The organism is Sharpea azabuensis DSM 18934 (assembly GCF_000702165.1).
Lineage (GTDB): Bacteria > Bacillota_I > Bacilli_A > Erysipelotrichales > Coprobacillaceae > Sharpea > Sharpea azabuensis.
In genome coordinates, this window is record NZ_JNKU01000012.1 from 22142 (window position 1) to 45818 (window position 23677).

The following is a 23677-nucleotide window of genomic DNA, read 5'->3' on the forward strand; positions in this document are numbered from 1 at the left end:
AACATTATTGCCTTTTAAAAACAATATAGACGCAAAAAAAGAAATAAACCTAACAAAAAAGGTATGCCTCTAGTACATATTTTGTTACTAGAGTTCATACCTCAGTCTTCTTAATCAATAGATTGAAGAATTGATCGTCCAAAATCTAAAAGATTATTGAGATCAACATCTTCTCTTCCTCTTGCTGAATAGACGATGATTTCATCATCATAATACTCAAAGCGATTAGAATGAATGATGGAATTGATATCCATTCTAATAGCATCAGAATAAGAAATAAAATGATTTTCCTGCATCTTTCTTAAAAGAATACAATATGTTGATAGTGCTAATTCTAAGGAAAGAATAGTCTTAATACGATCTTTTCTTAAAATATGCATGGCTACAACCTTATTCTCATCGGATAAGCGTTCTAGATGATTTTCAATCATCTCAACATTCGTAATCGCATCCTCAAGCGCTTCAATATAGACATGTTCTTTTAAATCACGACTAGCCATTTCCAATTGCCTTTCCTTGTTTATAATAGTTAAAAAGCTCTAAGCCATAGCTCATACAAGCATAGGCCATCAGAATAGTCATCATGGCAATCATTATTGTGGAAACTATTGAGCCAGTTAAATCAAAGGCAGCGAGGAAAATCGTAAAGACAAAATAGACAGCACTGGCAATTTTTCCTGGCATCTTGGCTTGTGGAATATGGCGTTGATATTGCGCATAGACATAATAGCCAAAAAACAAGAGCATCGCATCTTCAATTGCCATAATTGCAATCACTATTCCCATTAAAGGATAATGATACATAAGAACAGCTGCTAATGTAAATTGATAGATTTTATCAGCAATCGGATCAAGTATCTTGCCTAAATCCGTGATCATATTAAAGCTGCGCGCTATCTTACCATCAAGAAAATCACTGATCGATGCAAAAGCAAGAATACAAGTAGAAATAAGATGGAATGATGCAGTTTCGACATTTAAATAGACATGCACGAAGATAGGAATCAAAGCAAGTCTAATATAGCTTAAAATATTAGGAATACTGAAGATTTCTTTTTTCGAATAACGCATCATTCTCACCCCTTGCTATAATTTTAAGAACTTTCTTACTGAGAAGAAGGCACCAATCAAACCAACGCCTGCTCCAAGCAATAAGAGAATTCCACTCAACTGGTAGACAAATGGGAATGGTGAAACAAAGGCAACAAGCCCAGCTCCCATCATTTGTGTTAATTGTTCATAGGCAAATGTATAGCCATAACGTAATGCCACAATTGGAATGATTGCTCCAAATAATCCAATAAATGCCCCTTCAAGCATGAATGGAATACGGATATACCAGTTGGAAGCACCAACCATTCTCATAATGGCAATTTCTGTTGATCTTGCTGTAATGGCCATCTTAATAGTATTGGCAATCATAAAGAGTACCACAATAACCAATGCAACAACGAAGATTGCCCCACCATTACGGATATTTTCAAGAATTTTTACAAGTTTGTTTGTTGAAGAGCCACCATATGTCACTTCGTTGACATATTGAATGTTCTCAATCTTTTTTGCAACCTTATCAAGAGTCTTGACGTCTTTTACTTCAACCGTATAAGCATCCCCAAGTGGGTTATCATTACGATAATTCTCAAATAACTTCTTGTTGTTTTTATCCTGAGAAGCAATCAGTTTATTTAATTCCTGATCTTTTGATGAGAATTTAACATCCTTCACACCCTTTAAGGCTTTTAGCTGTGGTTCAATCGCTTTGGACTGCTCAGCCGTTGCCGCACGGTCTACTTTGACATAGATTGTTAAGCTGTTTTCAATATTCACAGTAATCTTATTGACATTTAAGGCAATTGTCATAACTACAGCAATCAAGAGTAGAGTAATTGTTACTGCAAAGATGGATGAGAATGACATGACGCCATTACGCCAGATTGAAACAAGCGCAGTTTTACAATGTTTAGGGAAGTTCTTAATCCCACGTACAATCATCATATGTTATAACCTCCTAAACTTGTATCAGTCTTAATACAACCATCTTCAATTCTAATTGTACGTTTCTTGTACTTTTGAACGATATCACGGTCATGGGTTACAACAAGCACTGTTGTTTTATTCACTTCATTAATTTTTTCAAGCAATTCAATAATTTCCTTTGATGTATCAGGGTCAAGGTTACCTGTTGGTTCATCGGCAATAAGCACTTTTGGATTATTGACAATAGCTCTTGCAATGGCAACACGCTGCTGCTGCCCACCTGATAATTCATGTGGAAAAGCATTGGCCTTATCTTCTAGGCCGACAAGTTCCAAGACTCTTCTTACTTTCTTACGGATTTCTACTTTTGGTGTATCCGTAACTTCTAAGGCAAAGGCAATATTTTCAAATACTGTCTTCTTAGGTAATAGACGATAGTTCTGGAAAACAACGCCAATCTTTCTTCTAAAATAAGGAACTTTCCAGTTCTTTATCTTTTTAACATCCTGTCCATCGACAAAGACTTTACCACTCGTGGCAACTTCTTCACGATAAAGCAATTTAATGAAAGTGGACTTACCAGCACCAGTAGGTCCAATGACGTAAACAAATTCTCCAGGAGCTATATCTAGGCTGACGTCATTTAATGCACGAACGCCAGTTTTGTAAACTTTCGTTACATTTTCAAGTTTAATCATTTCTTTCACACTCCCTAAAGCATTATAACACATTACAATAATATGTATCATATTTTTTAAATTTCACATAGTTCACCAAAATTCACATTTCAACTTCTTTCCTTTTATCATTTATGTTATGATACCAAGTAAAGGAGTGTTTCACCATGCGAAAATGTCCAATATGTCACAAAGAAATGCATGAAGATGCATATCTTATTAATAAGGCCAATTTTCTTAACGATTTATATATTGTTAGACGTGATGAGAATTTTGTAAAACATGAAGCTCCCGTTGAAGCAGCTTTTTGTCCTCATTGTGGTCACATCGAGCTCTTCTATAATCCTATTAAATACCATTTAAATTAGACAGGCAAGTATGCCTGTCTTTTTTTATAAATCTATGCTTGGAAGCGTAAATCCTCTTCCTTTTACTGAATGGACCTCATTCGTAATGACAAAGGCATTCGGATCAATTTTCTGGATACGTTCTTGCAGTTTAGTCACCTGTCTTCTCGAACATACAACCATGACAGCTTTGGTATCTTTTTTAAAATAGCCTGTTGTAATATTCAAATACGTTGCTCCACGATCAATCTCATTAAAGATCATATCGACAAGTTCTTCAGGCTTAGTGGATATAATTGTCACCTGAATATTGCTTTCACCAATCATCATCGCCTTGTCAATACAGTATCCTGAAATAATCGCATTGATAATACCATAAAGAATCCCTTCCATATTCACAAAAGGAATCTGGGCTAGGAGAATAATGATATCAACGATATAAACAACTGTTCCAACGGGAATGCTTGTATATTTGTTGATGATTAAAGGTGGGATATCTAGACCACCAGTTGAATAACCAACACGGAAAACAATGCCCACACCAATACCTTGCAAAGCCCCGGCAAACATCGCAGCTAAGAGGCGATCATTGGTCAGATTGTTTAAAGAGGGTGTCTTGGCGACAAATTCCAAAAACAATGGGAAGGCAAAGGTGGACACAATGGTGCCCACGATAAAACGTTTGCCCAAGAAAATCAAGCCAAGAATTAAGGCAACAATATTAATCACTAAAACACTATAAGAAAGAGACACAGGAATAAAATGTCCGATGACAATCGACATACCTGATGCCCCACCGACAATAATCTTAGCTGGAATCGCAAAACTCTGCACCCCGATTGCCAGAAGAAAATTACCAGTCAATACGATAATGGCATGCATGATTAATCGTAATATACGATTTTGTCTCAACTGATTATACATTTTCTTCGCCTCTTTTTTTCACATATGCTTTTAAATAGGCATAAATCATATCATCAAGATTGCCATCAAGGATCGCCTGAGGGTCATGGGATTCATAACCCGAGCGATTATCTTTGACGAGAGAATAGGGATGAAGGACATAGGAACGAATCTGTGAGCCCCATTCAATAGCCTTCTTTTCTCCCTGAATCTCAGATAACTCCTTGGCATGAGCTTCTTGCATCAAGAGATATAAACGACTCTTCAACATACGCATGGCTTCTTCCTTGTTTTGAAGCTGACTGCGCTGTGACTGACAAGTGACAACAGTATTGGTAGGAATATGGGTAATACGAACAGCAGAATCTGTTTTATTGATATGCTGTCCACCAGCACCACTGGCACGGTAAGTATCAATGCGTAAATCACCTGGATTAATATTCACTTCAATATCATCATCAATCTCGGGCATTACATCAACAGAAGCAAAAGATGTATGACGTCTTTTAGAAGAATCGAATGGTGAAATACGTACAAGGCGATGAACACCCTTTTCACTCTTCAGGAGGCCATAGGCATTCTTGCCGCTAAAACGCAATGTCACACTTTTCACACCGGCTTCTTCACCAGCGAGATAATCAACAACTTCTATCTTCCAGCCCTTCTTTTCACCATAACGCATATACATACGCATCAGCATTTGAGCCCAATCCTGTGATTCTGTTCCACCAGCACCAGGATGTATATCCAATAACGCATTATTATGATCATATTCTTCATCGAAAAGAAGTGTTTTTTCATACTCATCAAGACTTTTCTCAAAAGTCATATAGTCATTTTCAAGTGATTCTCTAAAATCCGCATCATCAGTATCCTTGACATAGTCATAAATCTCCTGAAGTTCATCAAAACTATTCTTTAATGCCTCATAGCCATCAACAATAGCTTTCATATCATTCATTTTGCGATAGATTTTTGTAGCCCGTTTCTGATCATCCCAGAAATCCGGTGCTTCACTTTTGACTGTTAATCCTTCTATTTCTCTTTTTAATATTTCTATATTTGCAGAAACAAACAATTCATCCAATAAAGAGCGAGCTTTTTCAAGCCCGCTTCTGATTTCATATAATTCCATTATTTAAATTCAAGCTCTACCTTGATCTGTGGAATGTTCATTTCTGCTTCTGTACCTGGACGAATACCCATATGTACAATTGTCTTAGAGATATCTTGAGAAATAGATTTAGTCATCTCTTCGAACATATAGAAACCTTCTTCAGTATATTCCTGAAGTGGATCACGCTGTGCATAGGCTCTTAAATAGATGCCATTTCTTAACTTACTCATTGCATCAATGTGATTGATCCAAGTGTGGTCAATAACGCCAAGGAGTACACGGCGTTCATAGTCTAACTTAATTTCATCAGGCAAGTCCTTATTAAATCTGTTTTCATATTGAATAGAACAGATTTCACTTAAGGCATTGACGATCTTGGCAGGCTCATGTTCAACAGCTTCGATATTAGAAGGTACGATTGTTGATAAAAGCATATAGTTCTTAGCAACATGATCAACTAAGTTCTTGACATCAACAACTGGTTTCTTACCAGAGTTATCTGTGTACTTCTTAATATCTTCTTCAATGGCTGTCTTGAACATACCTTTGATGATATCAGTTAAGTCTTTTGATAACATAATATCATCACGTTCCTTGTACATGATTTCACGCTGCTGACGCATGATATCATCATATTCAAGAAGCTGCTTACGGATATCGAAGTTTTGACCTTCAACACGCTTCTGAGCAGATTCGATAGAACGAGAAACCATCTTTGATTCAATGACATCATCACCAAGGAATGAATCCGTGAAGGCCTTAACACGTTCATTGGCAAAACGCTGCATCAATTCATCTTCGAATGATACATAGAATACTGAGCAGCCTGGGTCACCCTGACGACCAGAACGTCCACGCAACTGGTTATCAATACGGCGTGATTCATGTCTTTCACTACCAATAACCATTAAACCACCAATTTCAGGAACACCTTCACCTAGCTTAATATCGGTACCACGACCAGCCATGTTTGTCGCGATAGTAACGGCACCCATAACACCAGCGTTAGCAATAATCTGTGCTTCCTTGGCATGGTTTTTCGCGTTCAGGACGTTATGCTTAATACCTTCTTTTCTTAATAAGTTGCTTAATAATTCAGATGTTTCTACCGCAACTGTACCAAGCAAAATTGGCTGACCATAGGCATGACGTCTTTTCACTTCTTCAATAATAGCCTTGTATTTCGCACTCTTTGATGAATAGACACGATCAGGCATATCATCTCTGATAACTGGCTTGTTTGTTGGAATTTCAACAACACGCATGTTGTAGATTAAGCGGAATTCTTCTTCTTCAGTCTTAGCTGTACCAGTCATACCGGCAAGTTTATCGAATAAGCGGAAGAAGTTCTGATATGTAATTGTAGCAAGTGTAACAGTCTCTTCCTTGATTGGTACACCTTCCTTAGCTTCAATGGCCTGATGTAAGCCATCAGAATAAGCACGACCTGGCATTACACGACCAGTAAACTGGTCAATGATCATGATCTGGGCATTACGAATATCATGGGTACCATCATCAGTTGCCACCATGTATTCAACATCTTTTGTCATTGTATAGTTGGCTTTTAAAGCCTGGTTAATGTAATGAACTAAAGCTGTATTCTTTGGATCATAAAGGTTTTCAACCTTAAATGCTTGTTCAGCTTTGTTGATACCTTCATTAGTAAGAGTAACTGTCTTACTTTCTACATCTACTTCATAGTCTTCTTCATTCTTTAAGCTCTTCGCAAAGTGATCTGCTGAGACATACATACTTGCCGTATGCATCTTACCACCAGAAATAATCAATGGTGTTCTTGATTCATCAATTAAGATTGAGTCAACTTCGTCGACTAAAGCATAATGTAATGGTCTTAAAACTTTTTCTTCATAGCTTGTAACCATGTTATCACGTAAGTAATCAAAACCAAGTTCAGCATTTGTCGTATAAGTGACATCACAGGCATGCTGTTTTCGCTTGTCATCAGCATCAAGTTCACGCTTATTAAGACCAGTAGTAAGTCCTAAGAAACGGAAAACCTTACCATTCTGTGTACAGTCACGTTCACTTAAGTATTCATTGACCGTAATAACATGCACACCTTTGCCTTCAAGGGCATTTAAGTATACAGGGAAGATACCTGTTAGGGTTTTACCTTCACCAGTTTTCATTTCAGCGATATCACCATTATGTAAGGCAATACCACCCATCAACTGCACCTTGAATGCCTTTAAGCCAAGTACACGATAAGTTGCTTCACGCACAACAGCAAAGGCTTCAACAAGAATATCATCCAATGTTTCACCTTTCGCTAAACGTTCTTTAAAGAATGTTGTCTGCGCAGCCAGTTCTTCATCAGATAATGCAGCTACCTGATCCTCCATTGCAAGAATTTCATCAGCCTGCTTAGCAAGCTTTCTAACGATTAAACGGTCCTGGGAAAAAGTATATTTTACTTTTCCAAAGAATCCAGGATGTTCATCCTGAGGTTTTGTAGAAAAAGGCAATGGTTTCGCCTTTGTCTTAATATCATCAAATGTCTCAACAACAATATCATCACCACGGTTATCGCCAAGATCGACGATATCGGCCTGCTGGTTCAGTTCTTGATGTTCAGCACCTTCTTTTGCGACTTTCTTTTTATACTGTTTCTTTATTTCAGCTTTCTTTTTAGGCATAGTTAACCTCCCATTTGCAAAAACACAATCATTATAGCATAAGCAATCACAAAGGACAAACTTATATACTACGAAAGAATATCAAATATTCGCTAATATTCAAGTCTTTCTTTATTATTTTATACAAATCAAATGTTTTTTTCTAAATGGTAGGAACGTGTTGCAAGAATGACAATTTCTATCGATGCAGGATGATAATGACAGACAAGATCAAGACATTTTTCGAGAGTCGATCCTGATGTAATGACATCATCAAAAAGCAGCACTTTTTTCTTTCTCAAGACTTCACCATTCTTAATATCTATGACATCTTTAATCTTCTGACGACCTTCAAAGCTTTGTTCAGCCTGTTTAAAGGGTGATTTTTTATAAAGCCCAGTAAATATATTGGAAGAAAAAGAAGAGGCAATACCAGCTGTTGGTATGAAGCCTCTCTTTTTGTTGGCAATATCATCACTTGGTGCTACAACAATGACATGTGATCGATAATAGTCAGAGAGGAAACGTTGATCACTTACAATAAAGGCATTACGAAGCTCGTAATCATATTGCCCCTTATAACGAAATAATAATGTCTGAAAGAATGCATTATAGCGATAGAGAATTGTCAATTTCACATCATGGAAGCTTCCCACATAATGTAATGGTTCAAATTGCGCTAAACAGGAAGCACATATGGGTGAATCATAAACTAAGGTAAAGAGACTCGGCTCTTTTCTTATCGGCTTGTGGCAGATGAGACAGAGAGGTTGTTGAGATAATGGATTGTGGATATGCATTTTTTCATCTCCTGACTGATTGTTTCGGCAATAAAGATCACTTCACCATCATAATGTTCCATCGAACGCCCTACTCTGCCTTCTATCTGCATGAGTGTACGTTCATCAAAGATCGGATGGGAGGCATTCATGACAATGACCTGCACATCATCCACAGTGATACCACGTTCTAATATTGTTGTTGTAAAAAGGACATCAAGCTGATGATTTCTCAGTTTATCAATAAGTTGATTGATATGTGGGGTAGAAGATGAAACGCAGGCACTTCTGACATGTTTAAGTTTATGTTGATAATAGTGAAGATCTTCCACTCTAGGCACATAGATCAAAGCCACTTTACCTTGTTGTATAAAGAGATGTACAATTCGTTTCATTAGCAGCCAGTCACATATTTTAGGACATCTTTTTATTGTTGGTAAAGGGAGATTATGTTGATGATAGCGTCGATTCATAATAAGGACATCTTCTTGGTGAATGTCACTTGAGACGAGTGTTGCACTCATCTTAATAAAACAACGACTATAACATCTATGAAAAATATGATTAAGCACTTCATCGCCATAGAACGGAAAGGCATCAGCTTCATCCATCAATAATAAAGCAAAAGGCTTGTCACAATAGCGATACAATTGGTGAGCTGTACAAATGATAAGAGGGGCATCTTCATTAATCTTTTTTCCGCCATAAAGACAACCTATTGCAATACCTTGAATAGCTTGCAACATACGTTCATAAAGTTCTTCTACAAGGGCTTTTCGTGGCAAGGCAAAACAGACCCGTTTACCCGCGTTAATCACATGACAAATCACTTGATATGTGATTTCCGTTTTTCCTGAACCACAAACAGCCATGACAAGCGTATTGACCTTTCGTTCATAATTCGTGACAAGAGCATCAGAGATTTCTTGTTGCCTTTTCGATAATGTAAACTTCAGTGAATAAGAAGCATGAATCTGTGAGATATTCGTCTCTTCTCTTTGATCTTCATCAATAAATACACGATTAAACTGGATACATTTACGGCAATAAATGCGTCCATGCATTTGTGCAAAGTAACGCGGATCCTGGTTACCACAACGAGGACATTTCATTTCTACCACCCAGCTACATGATAACTTAAAAAGACCTCTTGAGAGTCTCAAAGTTGTCTCAAAAAGGTCTCAAATAAGTGTCAGGCACTTTCATATTATTTGGATGTCAGATGCTGATATAAAGCACCAATAAGATTGGCATCATTATTAAACTGACAAGTTACAAGTTCTACCTTCGCACATGGGAAAGCATATTGTTGATAATAGGAATAAATATCATCATAGTTCTTTTGAATCAGTTCAAGCAATAATGGCTGAACAGAAATACCGCCACCAATAGCTACACGTTCTAAGTCGACAATAGTATTTATATTGATAATCTGAATAGCGACTTCTCGCGCAAAGGCATCAATCCCGGCAATGACTTTTTCATCACCATTATTCGCACGGTCAAAGATTTCAATGCCAGAAAGCTCAACTTCCTCGCCAAGTGCCTCCTGAACATGTTTTAACAAGCCATAAATACCACAGCGCATTGCCCATAATTCCTTCATGTTTTTAGGATCATGATAATCTGTGATCAGATTGCTGACTTCACCTGAGGCAAAATGCTTACCAGGCACAACTTTGTGATTCATAACAAGACACCCACCAATACCTGTACCAAGAACAATCACATAAGCATCATCCACATCTTTTAAAGCGCCATAGCCCACTTCAGCATTCGCCGCACATTTTGCATCATTGCCAATTGTAATAGGGACAGGGATATAAGCACTTAATTCTTTCACGAATTCTGTGTTGTTGTAATAGCCTAAGGCACCGGATGTATATGTATAGCCTCTTTCTGGATCAATCGCCCCAGGCATGGAGAGAGCCACCCCAGCAACATCTTCATAGTGCTGATAAATAGATGTCAATGCTTGATAAAGCTCACCCAAGCTTTTGGGTGTATCAATTTTGCCTTTATCAAGAAAATGATGTTCTTCATCCAATAAGCCATACTTGATACTACTTCCACCAATATCACATACTACATACTTCTTCATAAATTTCCTCCACTTTTAATCAATTCCATATTGTTTAAGCTCATTCGCTATAGCTTCTAAATAATAAATCACTGGGACCTGCGTTGCATTTGAAAAGAAATGTTGATCACGCATATTAGGCATATAGTAACATAAAGCTTTATCACTGCTTCTTGCCGCTAATGATGTTGCAAGATTCGTAATGGCGACTGTCTGGATATGTCTCTCTTTCAACAATGTAAGAACCTGTATCATTTCCGGTGTCTCACCAGATACCGTCAGCACAATAGCCACATCATCTTGATGAAAGACATCGATGCGACTTGAAAAATCCTCAACGTGAATAGCATTCTTTCCATGGCGATTAAAGAGCATCGCTCCAGCCTTGGCAATACCATCAGAAATACCCAAGCCATAGAACAAAATAGTATCCCCTTGAGCTACCATCTTTCCTACTTCTCTCACATCTTCATCAAACTCACCATCATTGACACGTTGAAAGAAGTCCATGATGTAGTTAAGATTGGACTCATTGGGTTTGATATATTCGTTGTTGTCAATCTTCAAGGCAATCTTCCACTCCGTAAAGCCAGCATATCCAAGTTTCTTCGCAACTCTTGAAATCATTGCCGGAGAGACATGAAGGATGGCTGACAACTCTTTCATCTTCATTTTGGTGATCGTGTCTTTGTGGGCTATGACATAATGATAGATTTCTAACTCTAAATTACTTAAGTATTTAATATTATCCATGAATAATACTCCTATTTACTAAAAAGGACCTGCTAGGTCCATTTTACCAGGATATACATTTTTTCATACGTTTTTTCTGTTTTTGTAATTGAATAAGCTGATTTTGATATTCAGTTGATGCCGTATCTACGACAAGCGTATGACAAACAAGATCATGTAAGGACTGGTGAGACTTTGTGATAACCAAAAGGACAATGGAGAGAATGGTGATTACAAGTCCAACAGCAGTATAAATCTTTGTGAATGCTGCTCCTGAATAGAGTTGTAAAAGCTGGTGAAGAGTTGCAGTTGAGGCATAGATGCTGCCTTCTACAAGCATCATCATCACTACTTGTCGAAGCAGCAATGTCTTTTTGGATAATGTACTATAGTCTTCATTGACAATCTTAAGCTTTAAGAGCTTTTTTCCTAGCGTCTGCCCATCATATTTATAAGGGATGAAGACATAATAGAAGAATGTCACAACAAAACAAAGCAAAGCTACAATTATATTCATTGGATAATCAAAGAGTGTTATTTGATTAGGAATGATTTTGACATGATCATGCATCATATAATAAGTAACCATCAAAGGAAGTGACGCAAGTACTGATCCTAAATACCAGTCAATACCATAAGCGATAAGACGCTTAATGAGTGATGTATGATTTGCTTGTTTATGGAAAATCTTCTTTATTGTCTTCATTGTATACTCCTTATCTAGACTTCTTCACCATTTGTCTTAATGACTTTCTGATACCAGTAGAACGAGTCCTTCTTATAGCGCTTCAAGCTGCCACTGCCATCATTATTTTTATCAACATAAATCATGCCATATCTTTTCTTCATTTCTCCCGTTGAGAAACTTACGCAGTCAATGCAGCCCCAGACAGTATAGCCAATAAGGTCGACACCATCGATATCGCAGGCTTTCTTCATTTCCTGAATATGAGCACTTAAATAATCAATGCGATCATTATCATGAACAGTGTTATTTTCAAGGACATCATTAGCTCCAAAGCCATTTTCAACAATAAACATTGGTAACTGATAACGATCATATAAATAATTCAATGTATATCTTAATCCCTTTGGATCAATTGGCCAGCCCCATTTCGTTGCCTGAAGATAAGGGTTCTTGCATAAATCACGTGATTCATCATAATCAAGATATTCATCACCATCACCCTTAGTCACAAAAGACATATAGTAACTAAAGCCAATATAATCCACACATCCTTCTTTAAGTGCTGCCAAATCTTCTTCAGTCATATCAAGCCTGAAATTCTTGCGTTTAAAGAATGTCTTCATATAGCCAGGATAATAACCTCTTGTCTGGACATCAAGATACCAGAAGCGTTTGTGATTAGCGCCAACTGCCTTCAACATATCATCAGGATTGCAAGAATAAGGATAGATGGGTGTCATCGCCATCATACAGCCCACTTGTAAGCTTGGATCAATCTCATGAGCAATCTTTACAGCAATTGCTGAAGCAACAAGTTCATAATGAGATGCCTGATAAACGACTTCTTCCTTGTCTTCATCTTCTCGAAAGATAATGCCTGAATTTGTAAAGACAGAGCCTTCCGATTTATAGTTAGCCTGATTATTAATCTCGTTGAAGGTCATCCAGTACTTGACTTTTGTATGATATCTTTCAAAGCAGACTTTCGCAAAACGTGTAAAGAAGGTAATGAATTGACGATTACGCCATCCGCCATAATCTTTGACAATGCCATAAGGCATTTCAAAGTGGGATAAAGTAATAATAGGCTTAATATCGTTGGCAAGCAGTTCATCGAATAAATCATCATAGAATTTCAAGCCTTCTTCATTAGGTTCTTCTTCATCCCCATGGGGGAAGATTCTCGCCCATGAGATGGAAGTGCGGAAGCACTTAAAGCCCATCTCTTTAAATAAAGCAATATCTTCCTTGTAGTGATGATAGAAATCAATGGCTTCATGGTTGGGATAGTAGGCATCAGGTAAAATCGTTTCCGTAATTATGCGCTTAGTATTCACATTACCAGCCGTCATCATATCAGAGACATTAGGTCCCTTTCCTCCAACATCCCAGGCGCCTTCTACCTGATGGGCTGCAACCGCCCCGCCCCATAGAAAGTCTTTACGCATTTTCTACCTCCTGCTTGATGGCTGCTCTTGTGCTAGCCATGACGAATGGTAAATAAATCAGTGTTGAGACTGCTAAACAAACTACTCCAACAATTAATGACATGAGGCTTGTAGCACCCGAACCTAGAAATGGTGTTAATATTTCTGGTGTTGTCCATGCAACTGAGTAAGCAACGGGTGGAATAATCTTTGTCACAACAAAGAAATAACCAATCAAATCACATACAACAGGGGCAAGAATAAATGGAATCAAATACATTGGATTCATAACAATTGGTAAACCAAAGATAATAGGTTCATTGATGTTAAATAGTCCAGGCACAAATGACATCTTGGCAATTTCATATTGTGATTTATTCTTTCTGCCCACAATAAAGATAGCGATAATAAGACCGAGTGTAGCACCAGATCCACCACCATTACCAAAGGCATCGTTGATTGAACCCCAGTTGATTGGGAAAGGTGCGCCCCAGGCAGAACCATGCTGAGCAACATAAGCTAAGTTCGCATTGCCCTGTTCTGTCCAAATGACTGAGCGTAAAGCTGAAAGTGTATTAGGACCGTGAATACCAAGTACCCATAAGAGCTGCTGAACAACGACAAAGACAATAATTGTTCCCATTGATGAACCAAGAGAAGTAAGTGGAGCCTGAATTGTAGAATAGATAATCACCTGAATACCATCAGTTGTTACTTTAGAGAAAATAAAGTTTAAGATAGCCATTACAGCTAAAACAATCATAATTGGAATCAATAAATTGAATGACTGGGAAACTGCAGGTGGCACCATTTCTGGCATCTTTATTCTTAATTTGTCGTTGCGACCTAAACGGGTTAAGAGTTCAGCCGTAATCAAGCCAAAGATAATTGCAACGAATAACCCCTGTGCACCAAAATAAGTTGTTGAAAGACCCGTACCAGCTTTACCCACAAAGTTCTTAGCAGCAGGATAGAGAATGAAATAAACAGATAATGAAGTAATACCACATAATACTGCATCACCCTTCATATTCTTACCTAGTTCATAAGCAACTAAGAATGCAATAATCAAAGCAAGAATATTTGTCGTACCATTAATAACTGAAGCTAATACTTTCTGATAACTTGCAAGATTAGGAATGAGCTTATCGAGATGTAAGAGTGAAGCAATAAATCCAGTTGGATCAAGAAATACATAGTTAATTAATAAAACCATCGAACCTGCCATTGTCAATGGAAATGACAATGTGAAGGCATCACGTACAGCTGCAACATGGCGCTGCGAGTTAATTGCTCCGGCAAGCGGAACAAAATACTTTTCCATAAAGTTCTGCATCTTTTCCATAATTAATTTCCTTCTTCTTTCTTTGAAAACGTTTTCTTTTTATCGACAAATCCCATTATATTTATATACAAAGAAAAAGGAAGAGCTTCAGCCCTTCCTTAAATGCCTTCACTTTCTTTAAAAAGATGACATTTTTGTAACAGTTTGTAACATGTAGAACGAACAACACATTATTCCTTCATTTTCTGATAGAATACCTTTATTTGATAGATTAAAGCAAATGGTCCTAATATCGCAAAGAAGATATTCACAAAATCATAGTTAAACATCTGTGTCAAAATTCTTGTCATTGTAACAACATTCCAGATGGCAGTATTGAATAGCCAAAATATGCGGATTGCCATAACTAAGTAGCCTCTATTTCTGTTCGCCAATATGCGTATGGTGGTGCATTACACTGCTGCGAATTTGGTGGGTAAGGACAAGTCAGTTTTTCAACATAGCGAACAACATTAAATTTCTTCCTTGTTCTTGATTTCACTAAACTTTTTATAACTTCTTTAGAGACATATCCACATGCATCAATTCCTGAAACACCCTTAATTATTTTACAACCTGTTTTTATGTCTCCACCAATAGAATAAGCATTATATAACCATACCAAAATTTTATAAATAACTTTTTTCATACCTCTTCTTTTTCCACTTTGAGCATTTTCATTCTCTCCTGCGGTTTGTGAAGTAAGTATTGTCACAGATAGATCTGAATTAACAATTGAAATTGAAGTCGTTCCGTCTCCATTATATTGAATAAAAACATTTTCATCATGTCTAGATATATTATATTGATTATCAATCATGGAAATAAAAATTTCATCACCACTTTCTCTTGGAATTGTACACATTGACTCATTAGTAGAAGGAGTCTCAACAGCTTTAACAGTTGAAATGGATGCAGAAAAAAATGTACTAAAACAATAAATATTTTCATAGTTTTGTTGGCATTTTTTATATACCTCTCCTTTCAATAAAATTGTGTCAAAAAAAGTCTTCAAAGATAACTTTGGAGACTTAGGACAATGTTTTTATAAGATAAGTAAGTTTTTCAATAATCGCCACAGTGACAAGCTGGGAAGTACTGATAAACTGCTGATCACGTTTGATTGTGAGTGGATATGCAATAGTCCAGTCACATAGCTTAGCCAGATCACTCGATAAATTAGCTGTGATGGCTATGGAAAATTGTCCACTTTCATTATCTTTGGAAACAAGTGTTGCTAGATCTAGTATTTCTTTTGTATTTCCACTTATTGATAGAAAGATATCTGCTCTTTGTTTAACCATGGAAGCATTGATGAAGAAGGGGTCACTTGATGAAAAGGCAAAGAGCCCAGCTTCTGCTAGCTTTCTTGCCCCATAAGCTGCGATTGAGGCCGAAGCCCCAATGCCATGAAAGATAATCGCATTTGTTTCTTTCAAGAGCCCTGCAATCTCATAGAGCTTCTCTTCATAATAATCATCTTCAAGATGCTTTAGGGCTTTGATGATTTCAGTCAGATCATATGAAAGATCAACAGACTCATCTTCTTTTAAAGAAAATTTGTATTCCTGAAAGCTTTTATAACCCATTTTTGTGATTAGTCTTAAGATTGTCGCGGTTGAGATATGTGTTTGTTTTGCGATATCTCTTAGTGACATATAGCTAATGAGTTGTTGATGGGTATTGAGAAATTGATAAGCTTCTCGTTCTTTGTTTGTAAGCTTCGAAAGATCAGGATGCATGATGAATACCTCGCTTAAGTCTCTTTGTCGCAATTTCACTGACTTTGCCAGTCAAAATACCAGTGATGATGGACATGATAATCATGATGCCTAAATAAGGCATGAAGGCCGATGATGTCAAGAAGAATGAGAGAACAAGAATTTGCCCCACACTATGAGCGATAGCACACATGACGCCAGTAAACATGAAGGAACTATGTTTATAAACCGTCATCAACATGAGACTTGATAAAGTCACACCCCCAACACTCATCCACCAGGGATAGCTAAGAATAATCCCAGAAAGAAGTCCTGAGACAACAACCCTCAAGAAATTCACAAAAAGCATTTCCTTCACACCATAGATATGCACAACAATCAAAGCCATAATATTAGCCATACCGATACGAACACCTAAAGGCAAAGCAAGCATATTTTCAATCATATTCAAAACAATCGCCATGGCTGAAAGCATGGCGAGAAAACTCATTGATCGTGTTTTATTCATGAATGTAACGTAATGCTTCCTGTCTTAATGCTTCATATTTCTGTCTAACGTCTTCTCTTGCAGGAGTAAGTCGGTTGAATGAACGATTGATATAATCATTTTCTAAGACATATTGCTTGCTTTCAGGAAAGTTAAAGTCATAAATAAAGGCAACGAGGGAAACCCACATATCAATATGACTCTGACGATCAGGGCCATAGATAAGATGATGATGCATAAAATCATCATAGACTTTATCAGTAATATCTTCTTGAAGAATGGTATCAAGAGGGGCATGCAATAATGTTTCTACTTTTTCTGTTTCTTTGACCCTGAAGTTATCAAGCTTATCCGTATCACGGATGAGCTTGATATAAAACATTGTATGATCATCATAGGATGAACTGACTTGAAATTTATTGTGCTGTTCGATGGCATGACGAATGATATCATCATATTGATCATCTTCTACAAATGAGCGTATAAGTCCATCCTTAAAGAGTATATCACTACCTAGCTGAGCATGATCAATGGTCTGATAGTCAATATAGCTGCCATAACGGACAAACTGTTCAAAGCGTCCAATATCATGCAATAAGGCAATCAGTTCACCAAGAGCTTTGTCATCACCTTTTATATGACGCTTGTCACAAATATAATCAGTAAGCTTGATGACTTCATAGGTATGAACAATCTTCAAACGAATTTCATCTACATGCACATCATAATGTCCAACATAGTCTTTAAAGGCGACTCTAGCCTTCTGCATATCAATCACAATGAAGCTCCTTCAAGAACTGATAAAGTTCATCAAGTGCAATCTGTCCTGGTGCACTCGCTTTGCCAGCAGTCCCAAAAGTCATCACGGATCCAGTTATTTCCCCGGAAATTCGCGATATCTTGCCCAAGTCACCCATGCTCATAGTAATCAGTGGACGGTTAATACGTTGACTCATTTCTGTCGTTACTTTCATAAGACGCATCACATCAATACGATCATGGGGCATAACAGCTAGCTTCAAGATATCCCCACCTAGGACATGCATTGTTGAAAGCATTTCACGCATATCATCATTGCTTGGTGTTTCTTCAAAGTTATGGGATGAAATAATGGATACAACATCATGCTCTTCACATAAATCACAAAGACTCAAGACTACTCCATGACTATGACTTGCTTCAATATCAACTAGGTCGGCTGTATGACTGGTGATAATGGATGTTAAGGCTAATGAATAATGATCATCATCAAGATCCACTTCTCCCCCTTCTTGTCGAGTGCGAATTGTGGCAAGAATTGGACGTGTTGTCTCATGTCTGATTTTTCCTAACAATTCTACAGAATCCCCAAAGGCAAGCCCTTCATAATAATCCAAGCGCACTTCGAGTATATCCCAGTTTGAAAGACTTTCGTAGTGTTCTACTGTTTGTAGGATTTCTTCTTCTGTTTTCCCCACGACAGGTAAACAGATTTTTGGCATCCCTTCACCTAAGATGACATCTTTGACTTGAACAACGGGATGATTAGTTTTGATGACTTGCATATAGGAACCCCCTGATTTCTTTTAATACATTGTTATAAGCATCTTCGAGTAGAAAATGTGAAGAATTCTCCATCACATGACTGACACAATAAGGCAGACTTTCCCCAATAAAACGGATATCACTTGCTTTAATCATGTCATTTTCGCCTGACATAAGTAAAGCAGGTATCTTTAAGCTATGTAAATAATCATAGTCAAAATGTGGTTCTTTCAACATGAACTGAGTCAGCTTAAACATGCGTCTAGCCTTCTTATTATAAATCATAAAAATAGGTAAAAGAATGAGCTGAGAAATCATTCCAATACGATAAATAGCCTTAATACCTTTTGGTGTACTATTGGGTGAAAGCAAGATCATACTCTTCATGCGTTCATCCATGCCAGCAAGTGTTAAGGCTATATTAGCCCCATCACTAAAACCAATTACATCATAAGCTTTTAAATGTAATTCATCCGCTACATTTTTCACGTCCAAGGCAAACTGATTCAAGCTCACTTCTCCACTCTTGATCGATTTACCATGATATCTTGTATCAATCGCAATAAGACGATATTGATTTTCTAGATCACCAATCAGTCGATCATAGATTTTTCGATTTTCTTGATTGCCATGTAAAAGCAGAATAGGAAAGCCTTTGCCATGGTCTTCATAATAAATTTCCATTCTATCACCTTATGTGTATTGTACATTTCTTTGTGCCTATAGACAAGTTCTCTCTTCTCTCCCCAACCAAAAAAATCAGCACTAAGGCTGATTCTTATTTCATCTTGACAAAGCGCATAATATACCCCAGTCCCACATAACATATGGTAATAATCCCAACGTGAGTCAAAAGACTCAACCAGCCATTTTGACTCACATTTAAGAAGAAATAAGGAAATGGTGACGCTTTTTCGTGAGGAATAGCCATTGACTCAATTCTGCAAACACGCTGAGTATACAATAGACCATGGGAAAGATAGCCCAAATCAGTGGATCACGTTGACGATAGTACGTCTTATCATCAAATATCAGCCAATCAAAAATCACCATTAAAGGAATGATTTCATGCATGACCAGATTTCTTATTTGAAAGATCTGATGGGTTGTTTGTTGGGGCAGTAATAAGAGATTGTAGATCACAAAAGTTAATGTGATGGCAATTATCACACCTGTTTTAATGCGTAGTTCACGATTTGTAAGGGGCTTATTCTTTAGGACAAGATAAGCATAAAAACCCATCACAACGAAATTGGGTAAATAGGTATAATAGCGTAAATGATAAAAATCACTGGGAAATAAAGCCACTAACCCAATAAAACCAAGCAATACGAAAATCCAGCGATAAATATATTCTTTGATATTTATAATGTCTTCCCAGGCTATTCTAGCACAAACATTATGAATATCTAAGTCAGTATAAAAAAAAGAAAGAGCTATTGTGCTCTTTCCTTCTGTGATTTGATGACTTTTTGTACTGAGAAACTTTCTCTTTCCTTTTCTTCAAGCGATTCAGAAATCATCTTAACGGTCTTTTCGAATTGTGGAATGGAAATATTCTTTAAGGCATTAGATCTTGTCGATGTCTGACGAATAGCATTGGCTAGACGGTAAACTGAGTTTTCAATTTCTGCTAGCTTGACAGTTAATTCTTTGACATCGCTAAAACATTTATAAGCATAGTCTACTTTAGAGTTGGCCTGCTCAAATCCATAGTCTAAATTTAATTTACTTTCCTCATAATCAATACGAGGTAATTCCACACCCATAACCGAACGATATTTGACATGAATGCCATAATCCACTGGTACATCTTCAACAATATCCGAAATAATACCGAGTGAAATATTGGCTTCCTGAAGAGCATGATAGGCAAGATTATATTTATCCGTAATCTGATCACGGATCAGTTTCACATCATCTAGTAATCCCATCATTTCCTTAATCAAAACATTTCTCTTCTTATCAAGAAGATTATAACCCATCTTGGCAAGAGCCAGAGATTTCTGGGTTGCCATTAAGTTGGATTTTGTAGGTGTTACATTCTGTGCCATTATTTAACTGCTTCCTGTAGTTCTTTGATGACACCATCTTCTTGAAGATTAAAGCTGCGAACAGCCTTATCATGATCATAGAACTGATCAAGAACCTTGTCATCAACACGGTCTAAGGCATTTCTTGGAAGTACGGAAAGTAGATTCCAGCCTAGATCCAATGTTTCTTCAATACTACGATTGGCTTCAAATCCCTGATTAAGGAAATATTCTTCGAATAAACGACCAAATTCCATGAACTTCTTATCTGTTGCACTTAATTCATCTTCACCAATAACGGAAGTAAGCGAACGGACTTCCTGGACATGGGCATAAGCCGCAAATAACTGGTTGGCAACATCCTGGTGGTCTTTTCTTGTATAACCTTCACCAATACCATCCTTCATCAAACGAGAAAGAGATGGAAGAACATCAACAGGTGGGAAAATACCCTTCTGGTTAAGTTCTGGTGATAATGAAATCTGACCCTCAGTAATATATCCTGTTAAGTCAGGTACTGGGTGGGTAATATCATTATTAGGCATTGTCAAAATTGGAATCTGAGTTACTGAGCCCTTGGCATCAGCTGAAATACCAGCTCTTTCATAAAGTGAAGCTAAGTCAGAGTAGAGGTAACCTGGGTAACCTTTACGTGAAGGGATTTCACCTTTAGAAGATGAGAATTCACGAATAGCTTCACAATAAGAAGTCACATCCGTATAAATAACAAGAACATGATAATTCTTTTCAAAAGCAAGATATTCTGCTGCTGTCAAAGCACAACGAGGTGTTAAGATACGTTCGATAATTGGATCATTAGCCAAGTTTAAGAACATGACAACATGATCCATGATACCAGCTTCTTCAAATGATTTTCTGAAGTAGTTGGCAACGTCATTTGTGACACCCATTGCCGCAAAAACAACCGCAAAGCCCTGGTTCTTATCGGTAATCTGGGCTTGTTTGACAATCTGAACAGCTAACTGGTTATGAGGTAAACCTGAGCCTGAGAAGATTGGTAATTTCTGCCCACGAATCAATGTCATTAAGGCATCAATTGAAGAAATACCTGTATTAATGTAGTTTCTTGGATAAACACGGGCAACTGGATTCAATGGCTGACCATTGATGTCCTTGCTTTCTTCGGCATAGATTTCACCCATGCCATCAATTGGCTTACCGGCCCCAGAGAATACTCTTCCAAGCATTTCCATTGAGACTGGTAATTCCATTGGATGACCTAAAAGTCTCGTTCTTGTATTCTTAAGTGAAAGGGCATTTGTCCCTTCAAAGACCTGAATAACAACTCTTTCCCCTTCAACTTGAACGATACGTCCAGATCTTGTCGTACCATTTTCTAACTGTAGTTCGACCATTTCATCGTAATGTGCATCTTTGACATGATCCAATACGACTAATGAGCCATTAATATCATCTAATCCGATATACTGTAAAGCCATATTATTCCTCCTATTCAATGGATGCACAGATCTTGTCGATCTTTGTATAGTAATTATCAAAGAGTGCTAAATTATCATTTGGCACATCATATTTCATCTTTGTGACTTCATCAAAGATACCTGTTTCAACAACTTCACGAATTGGCTTGCCTTCATCAACAACTTCCTTAGCCTTCTTATAGAGGTAAAGAATAACTTCCATCATCTTGAACTGTTTTTCAAGAGGTACGAATGTATCATCCTTATGGAAGGCATTCTGCTGAAGGTAACCAACACGAACAACTCTCGCAATTTCAATCATCAGCTTCTGATCATCTGGTAAGACATCAGAACCCATTAACTGGACGATTTCCATCAATCTTGCTTCTTCAGCAAGAATTCTTTGGAGTTCCTGACGATCACGCATGAACTCAGGATCGACATTCTTGGCATACCATCTTTCGACATCAGGGATATATTCTGAATAGCTCTGTGTCCAGTTGATGGCAAAATAGTGACGCGCATAAGCAAGAGCCTTATCTAGAGCCCAGAATGTACGTACGAAACGCTTTGTATTCTGAGTAACTGGTTCGGAGAAGTCGCCGCCCTGTGGTGAAACGGCACCGATAATTGTAACGGAACCATTTGTACCATTGAGATTTTCCACATAACCTGCACGTTCATAGAACTGCGCTAGACGTGATGGTAAGTAAGCTGGGAAACCTTCTTCAGCAGGCATTTCTTCTAGACGACCAGAGATTTCACGAAGCGCTTCAGCCCAACGTGAAGTCGAGTCAGCCATGATGGCAACATGATAACCCATATCACGGTAATATTCCGCAAGTGTTACACCTGTATAAATAGATGCTTCACGGGCTGCAACTGGCATATTGGATGTATTCGCAATAAGAACAGTACGGTCTACTAATGGATGACCACTCTTAGGGTCAATCAGTTCCTGGAATTCTTCAAGAACCTGAGTCATTTCATTTCCACGTTCACCACAACCAATATAAACAATGATATCGGCATCACACCATTTGGCAATCTGGTGCTGTGTCATTGTCTTACCAGTACCAAATCCACCTGGGATGGCTGCTGCACCACCCTTGGCAATTGGGAAGAGTGTATCAAGAACACGCTGACCTGTTACAAGAGGCATTGAGATTGGTAGTCTCTTATTGACAGGACGACTTGTCTTAATTGGCCATTTTTGACAAAGTGTTAATTCTTTATCACCATCTTCAGTTTCAAGAACAACAACTGTATCATGAATACGATACATGCCATTTTCTTTAACTGATTTAACAGTACCTTTCATATAAGGAGGTACCATTAACTTATGCGTAATCAATCCTGTTTCAGGAACAGTCGCATAGACATCCCCACCAACAAGATGATCACCGGGCTTAACTGTTAAAGTCACATCCCATAACTTCTTAACATCCAATGGATCAACAGCACTACCAGTAGGAATAAAAGCCCCACTGCTTTCACGAATAGCCTGTAATGGTCTTTCAATACCATCATAGATATTCTTTAAGATACCAGGACCCAATGTTAAGGAAATAGGTTCACCCGTTCCTTCCACAGGTTCTCCAGGCTGAAGCATACTTGTCTCTTCATAGACCTGGATTGTTGTTTCATCACGGCTGACAGAAATAACTTCCCCCATCAGCTTCTTCTTACCAACATAAACCATTTCCATCATTGAAAATGATTTTGTATTTCTAACCTTGACAACGGGTCCGTTAATTGAATAGATGACATCTTGATTATTCAT

General features: G+C 37.6%; 25 protein-coding genes. All 25 read right to left on the reverse strand.

Annotation, left to right across the window (positions count from 1 at the left end; genetic code table 11):
• Positions 1 to 110: 110 nt before the first annotated feature.
• On the reverse strand, positions 111 to 500 hold the full coding sequence (locus T529_RS0103760; RefSeq protein WP_033162284.1) for a hypothetical protein: 390 nt from the start codon (positions 498 to 500) through the stop codon (positions 111 to 113).
• Positions 493 to 1074, reverse strand: a complete 582-nt coding sequence (locus T529_RS0103765) for a CDP-alcohol phosphatidyltransferase family protein (protein ID WP_033162285.1) — start codon at positions 1072 to 1074, stop codon at positions 493 to 495. Before T529_RS0103765 ends, T529_RS0103760 begins: the two co-directional genes overlap by 8 nt.
• A 12-nt stretch (positions 1075 to 1086) precedes the next feature.
• On the reverse strand, positions 1087 to 1995 hold the full coding sequence (ftsX, locus tag T529_RS0103770) for a permease-like cell division protein FtsX (protein ID WP_051646838.1): 909 nt from the start codon (positions 1993 to 1995) through the stop codon (positions 1087 to 1089).
• Entirely contained in the window at positions 1992 to 2675 is a 684-nt protein-coding gene (gene ftsE / locus T529_RS0103775; RefSeq protein ID WP_033162286.1) for a cell division ATP-binding protein FtsE, read from the reverse strand. The genes ftsX and ftsE overlap by 4 nt, the downstream gene beginning before the upstream one ends.
• Before the next feature lie 371 nt (positions 2676 to 3046).
• Entirely contained in the window at positions 3047 to 3925 is an 879-nt protein-coding gene (locus T529_RS0103785) for a YitT family protein (RefSeq protein WP_051646839.1), read from the reverse strand.
• A complete protein-coding gene (gene prfB, locus T529_RS0103790) occupies positions 3918 to 5039 on the reverse strand; it encodes a peptide chain release factor 2 (protein ID WP_033162288.1) in 1122 nt (373 codons plus the stop codon). Before prfB ends, T529_RS0103785 begins: the two co-directional genes overlap by 8 nt.
• Positions 5039 to 7681: a preprotein translocase subunit SecA gene (secA, locus tag T529_RS0103795; protein WP_033162289.1), complete on the reverse strand. Its 2643-nt coding sequence runs from the start codon at positions 7679 to 7681 to the stop codon at positions 5039 to 5041. Before secA ends, prfB begins: the two co-directional genes overlap by 1 nt.
• A gap of 128 nt (positions 7682 to 7809) precedes the next feature.
• The gene (locus tag T529_RS0103800; protein ID WP_051646840.1) at positions 7810 to 8298 is read right to left on the reverse strand and encodes a ComF family protein; all 489 of its coding nucleotides are present in this window, start codon (positions 8296 to 8298) and stop codon (positions 7810 to 7812) included.
• Positions 8299 to 8399: 101 nt separating this feature from the next.
• A complete protein-coding gene (locus T529_RS0103805; protein ID WP_033162290.1) occupies positions 8400 to 9551 on the reverse strand; it encodes a DEAD/DEAH box helicase in 1152 nt (383 codons plus the stop codon).
• A gap of 95 nt (positions 9552 to 9646) precedes the next feature.
• Entirely contained in the window at positions 9647 to 10540 is an 894-nt protein-coding gene (locus tag T529_RS0103810; protein WP_033162291.1) for an ROK family protein, read from the reverse strand.
• 15 nt (positions 10541 to 10555) lie between these two features.
• Positions 10556 to 11272: a MurR/RpiR family transcriptional regulator gene (locus tag T529_RS0103815; protein ID WP_033162292.1), complete on the reverse strand. Its 717-nt coding sequence runs from the start codon at positions 11270 to 11272 to the stop codon at positions 10556 to 10558.
• Positions 11273 to 11315: 43 nt separating this feature from the next.
• Complete coding sequence (locus T529_RS0103820) at positions 11316 to 11957, reverse strand: RDD family protein (RefSeq protein WP_033162293.1); 642 nt, start codon at positions 11955 to 11957, stop codon at positions 11316 to 11318.
• Positions 11958 to 11971: 14 nt separating this feature from the next.
• Positions 11972 to 13387, reverse strand: a complete 1416-nt coding sequence (locus T529_RS0103825; protein WP_033162294.1) for a 6-phospho-beta-glucosidase — start codon at positions 13385 to 13387, stop codon at positions 11972 to 11974.
• Positions 13380 to 14711: a PTS sugar transporter subunit IIC gene (locus T529_RS0103830; protein WP_033162295.1), complete on the reverse strand. Its 1332-nt coding sequence runs from the start codon at positions 14709 to 14711 to the stop codon at positions 13380 to 13382. The genes T529_RS0103825 and T529_RS0103830 overlap by 8 nt, the downstream gene beginning before the upstream one ends.
• 170 nt (positions 14712 to 14881) lie before the next feature.
• The gene (locus tag T529_RS13065) at positions 14882 to 15055 is read right to left on the reverse strand and encodes a hypothetical protein (protein ID WP_156032152.1); all 174 of its coding nucleotides are present in this window, start codon (positions 15053 to 15055) and stop codon (positions 14882 to 14884) included.
• Between the two features lie 2 nt (positions 15056 to 15057).
• Positions 15058 to 15705, reverse strand: coding sequence for a hypothetical protein (locus tag T529_RS0103835; protein WP_238560777.1), 648 nt, complete (start codon positions 15703 to 15705; stop codon positions 15058 to 15060).
• Positions 15706 to 15721: 16 nt separating this feature from the next.
• Complete coding sequence (locus T529_RS0103840; RefSeq protein ID WP_033162297.1) at positions 15722 to 16432, reverse strand: MurR/RpiR family transcriptional regulator; 711 nt, start codon at positions 16430 to 16432, stop codon at positions 15722 to 15724.
• The gene (locus tag T529_RS0103845; RefSeq protein WP_033162298.1) at positions 16422 to 16919 is read right to left on the reverse strand and encodes a Gx transporter family protein; all 498 of its coding nucleotides are present in this window, start codon (positions 16917 to 16919) and stop codon (positions 16422 to 16424) included. The genes T529_RS0103840 and T529_RS0103845 overlap by 11 nt, the downstream gene beginning before the upstream one ends.
• Positions 16912 to 17667 carry an HD domain-containing protein gene (locus T529_RS0103850; protein WP_238560778.1) on the reverse strand — a complete coding sequence of 252 codons (756 nt, stop codon included), beginning with the start codon at positions 17665 to 17667 and terminating at the stop codon, positions 16912 to 16914. Before T529_RS0103850 ends, T529_RS0103845 begins: the two co-directional genes overlap by 8 nt.
• Before the next feature lies 1 nt (position 17668).
• Positions 17669 to 18442 (reverse strand): type I 3-dehydroquinate dehydratase, encoded by a 774-nt coding sequence (gene aroD / locus T529_RS0103855; RefSeq protein WP_051646841.1) that lies wholly within the window; start codon positions 18440 to 18442, stop codon positions 17669 to 17671.
• Entirely contained in the window at positions 18423 to 19106 is a 684-nt protein-coding gene (locus tag T529_RS0103860; RefSeq protein ID WP_033162300.1) for an alpha/beta fold hydrolase, read from the reverse strand. Before T529_RS0103860 ends, aroD begins: the two co-directional genes overlap by 20 nt.
• Positions 19107 to 19304: 198 nt before the next feature.
• On the reverse strand, positions 19305 to 19730 hold the full coding sequence (locus T529_RS13070) for a Pr6Pr family membrane protein (RefSeq protein WP_156032154.1): 426 nt from the start codon (positions 19728 to 19730) through the stop codon (positions 19305 to 19307).
• Between the two features lie 128 nt (positions 19731 to 19858).
• On the reverse strand, positions 19859 to 20476 hold the full coding sequence (locus T529_RS0103865; protein ID WP_033162301.1) for a V-type ATP synthase subunit D: 618 nt from the start codon (positions 20474 to 20476) through the stop codon (positions 19859 to 19861).
• Positions 20476 to 21915, reverse strand: coding sequence for a V-type ATP synthase subunit B (locus T529_RS0103870; RefSeq protein WP_033162302.1), 1440 nt, complete (start codon positions 21913 to 21915; stop codon positions 20476 to 20478). The genes T529_RS0103865 and T529_RS0103870 overlap by 1 nt, the downstream gene beginning before the upstream one ends.
• 10 nt (positions 21916 to 21925) lie before the next feature.
• Positions 21926 to 23677, reverse strand: a complete 1752-nt coding sequence (locus T529_RS0103875; protein WP_033162303.1) for a V-type ATP synthase subunit A — start codon at positions 23675 to 23677, stop codon at positions 21926 to 21928.

Coding starts and splice junctions, on each gene's coding strand:
- T529_RS0103760 (WP_033162284.1), bottom strand. CDS start 500: ATGGCTAGTCGTGATTTAAAAGAACATGTCTATATTGAAGCGCTTGAG.
- T529_RS0103765 (WP_033162285.1), bottom strand. CDS start 1,074: ATGATGCGTTATTCGAAAAAAGAAATCTTCAGTATTCCTAATATTTTA.
- ftsX (WP_051646838.1), bottom strand. CDS start 1,995: ATGATGATTGTACGTGGGATTAAGAACTTCCCTAAACATTGTAAAACT.
- ftsE (WP_033162286.1), bottom strand. CDS start 2,675: ATGATTAAACTTGAAAATGTAACGAAAGTTTACAAAACTGGCGTTCGT.
- T529_RS0103785 (WP_051646839.1), bottom strand. CDS start 3,925: ATGTATAATCAGTTGAGACAAAATCGTATATTACGATTAATCATGCAT.
- prfB (WP_033162288.1), bottom strand. CDS start 5,039: ATGGAATTATATGAAATCAGAAGCGGGCTTGAAAAAGCTCGCTCTTTA.
- secA (WP_033162289.1), bottom strand. CDS start 7,681: ATGCCTAAAAAGAAAGCTGAAATAAAGAAACAGTATAAAAAGAAAGTC.
- T529_RS0103805 (WP_033162290.1), bottom strand. CDS start 9,551: ATGAAATGTCCTCGTTGTGGTAACCAGGATCCGCGTTACTTTGCACAA.
- T529_RS0103810 (WP_033162291.1), bottom strand. CDS start 10,540: ATGAAGAAGTATGTAGTATGTGATATTGGTGGAAGTAGTATCAAGTAT.
- T529_RS0103815 (WP_033162292.1), bottom strand. CDS start 11,272: ATGGATAATATTAAATACTTAAGTAATTTAGAGTTAGAAATCTATCAT.
- T529_RS0103820 (WP_033162293.1), bottom strand. CDS start 11,957: ATGAAGACAATAAAGAAGATTTTCCATAAACAAGCAAATCATACATCA.
- T529_RS0103825 (WP_033162294.1), bottom strand. CDS start 13,387: ATGCGTAAAGACTTTCTATGGGGCGGGGCGGTTGCAGCCCATCAGGTA.
- T529_RS0103830 (WP_033162295.1), bottom strand. CDS start 14,711: ATGGAAAAGATGCAGAACTTTATGGAAAAGTATTTTGTTCCGCTTGCC.
- T529_RS13065 (WP_156032152.1), bottom strand. CDS start 15,055: ATGGCAATCCGCATATTTTGGCTATTCAATACTGCCATCTGGAATGTT.
- T529_RS0103840 (WP_033162297.1), bottom strand. CDS start 16,432: ATGCATCCTGATCTTTCGAAGCTTACAAACAAAGAACGAGAAGCTTAT.
- T529_RS0103845 (WP_033162298.1), bottom strand. CDS start 16,919: ATGAATAAAACACGATCAATGAGTTTTCTCGCCATGCTTTCAGCCATG.
- T529_RS0103850 (WP_238560778.1), bottom strand. CDS start 17,667: ATGCAGAAGGCTAGAGTCGCCTTTAAAGACTATGTTGGACATTATGAT.
- aroD (WP_051646841.1), bottom strand. CDS start 18,442: ATGCAAGTCATCAAAACTAATCATCCCGTTGTTCAAGTCAAAGATGTC.
- T529_RS0103860 (WP_033162300.1), bottom strand. CDS start 19,106: ATGGAAATTTATTATGAAGACCATGGCAAAGGCTTTCCTATTCTGCTT.
- T529_RS0103865 (WP_033162301.1), bottom strand. CDS start 20,476: ATGGCACAGAATGTAACACCTACAAAATCCAACTTAATGGCAACCCAG.
- T529_RS0103870 (WP_033162302.1), bottom strand. CDS start 21,915: ATGGCTTTACAGTATATCGGATTAGATGATATTAATGGCTCATTAGTC.
- T529_RS0103875 (WP_033162303.1), bottom strand. CDS start 23,677: ATGAATAATCAAGATGTCATCTATTCAATTAACGGACCCGTTGTCAAG.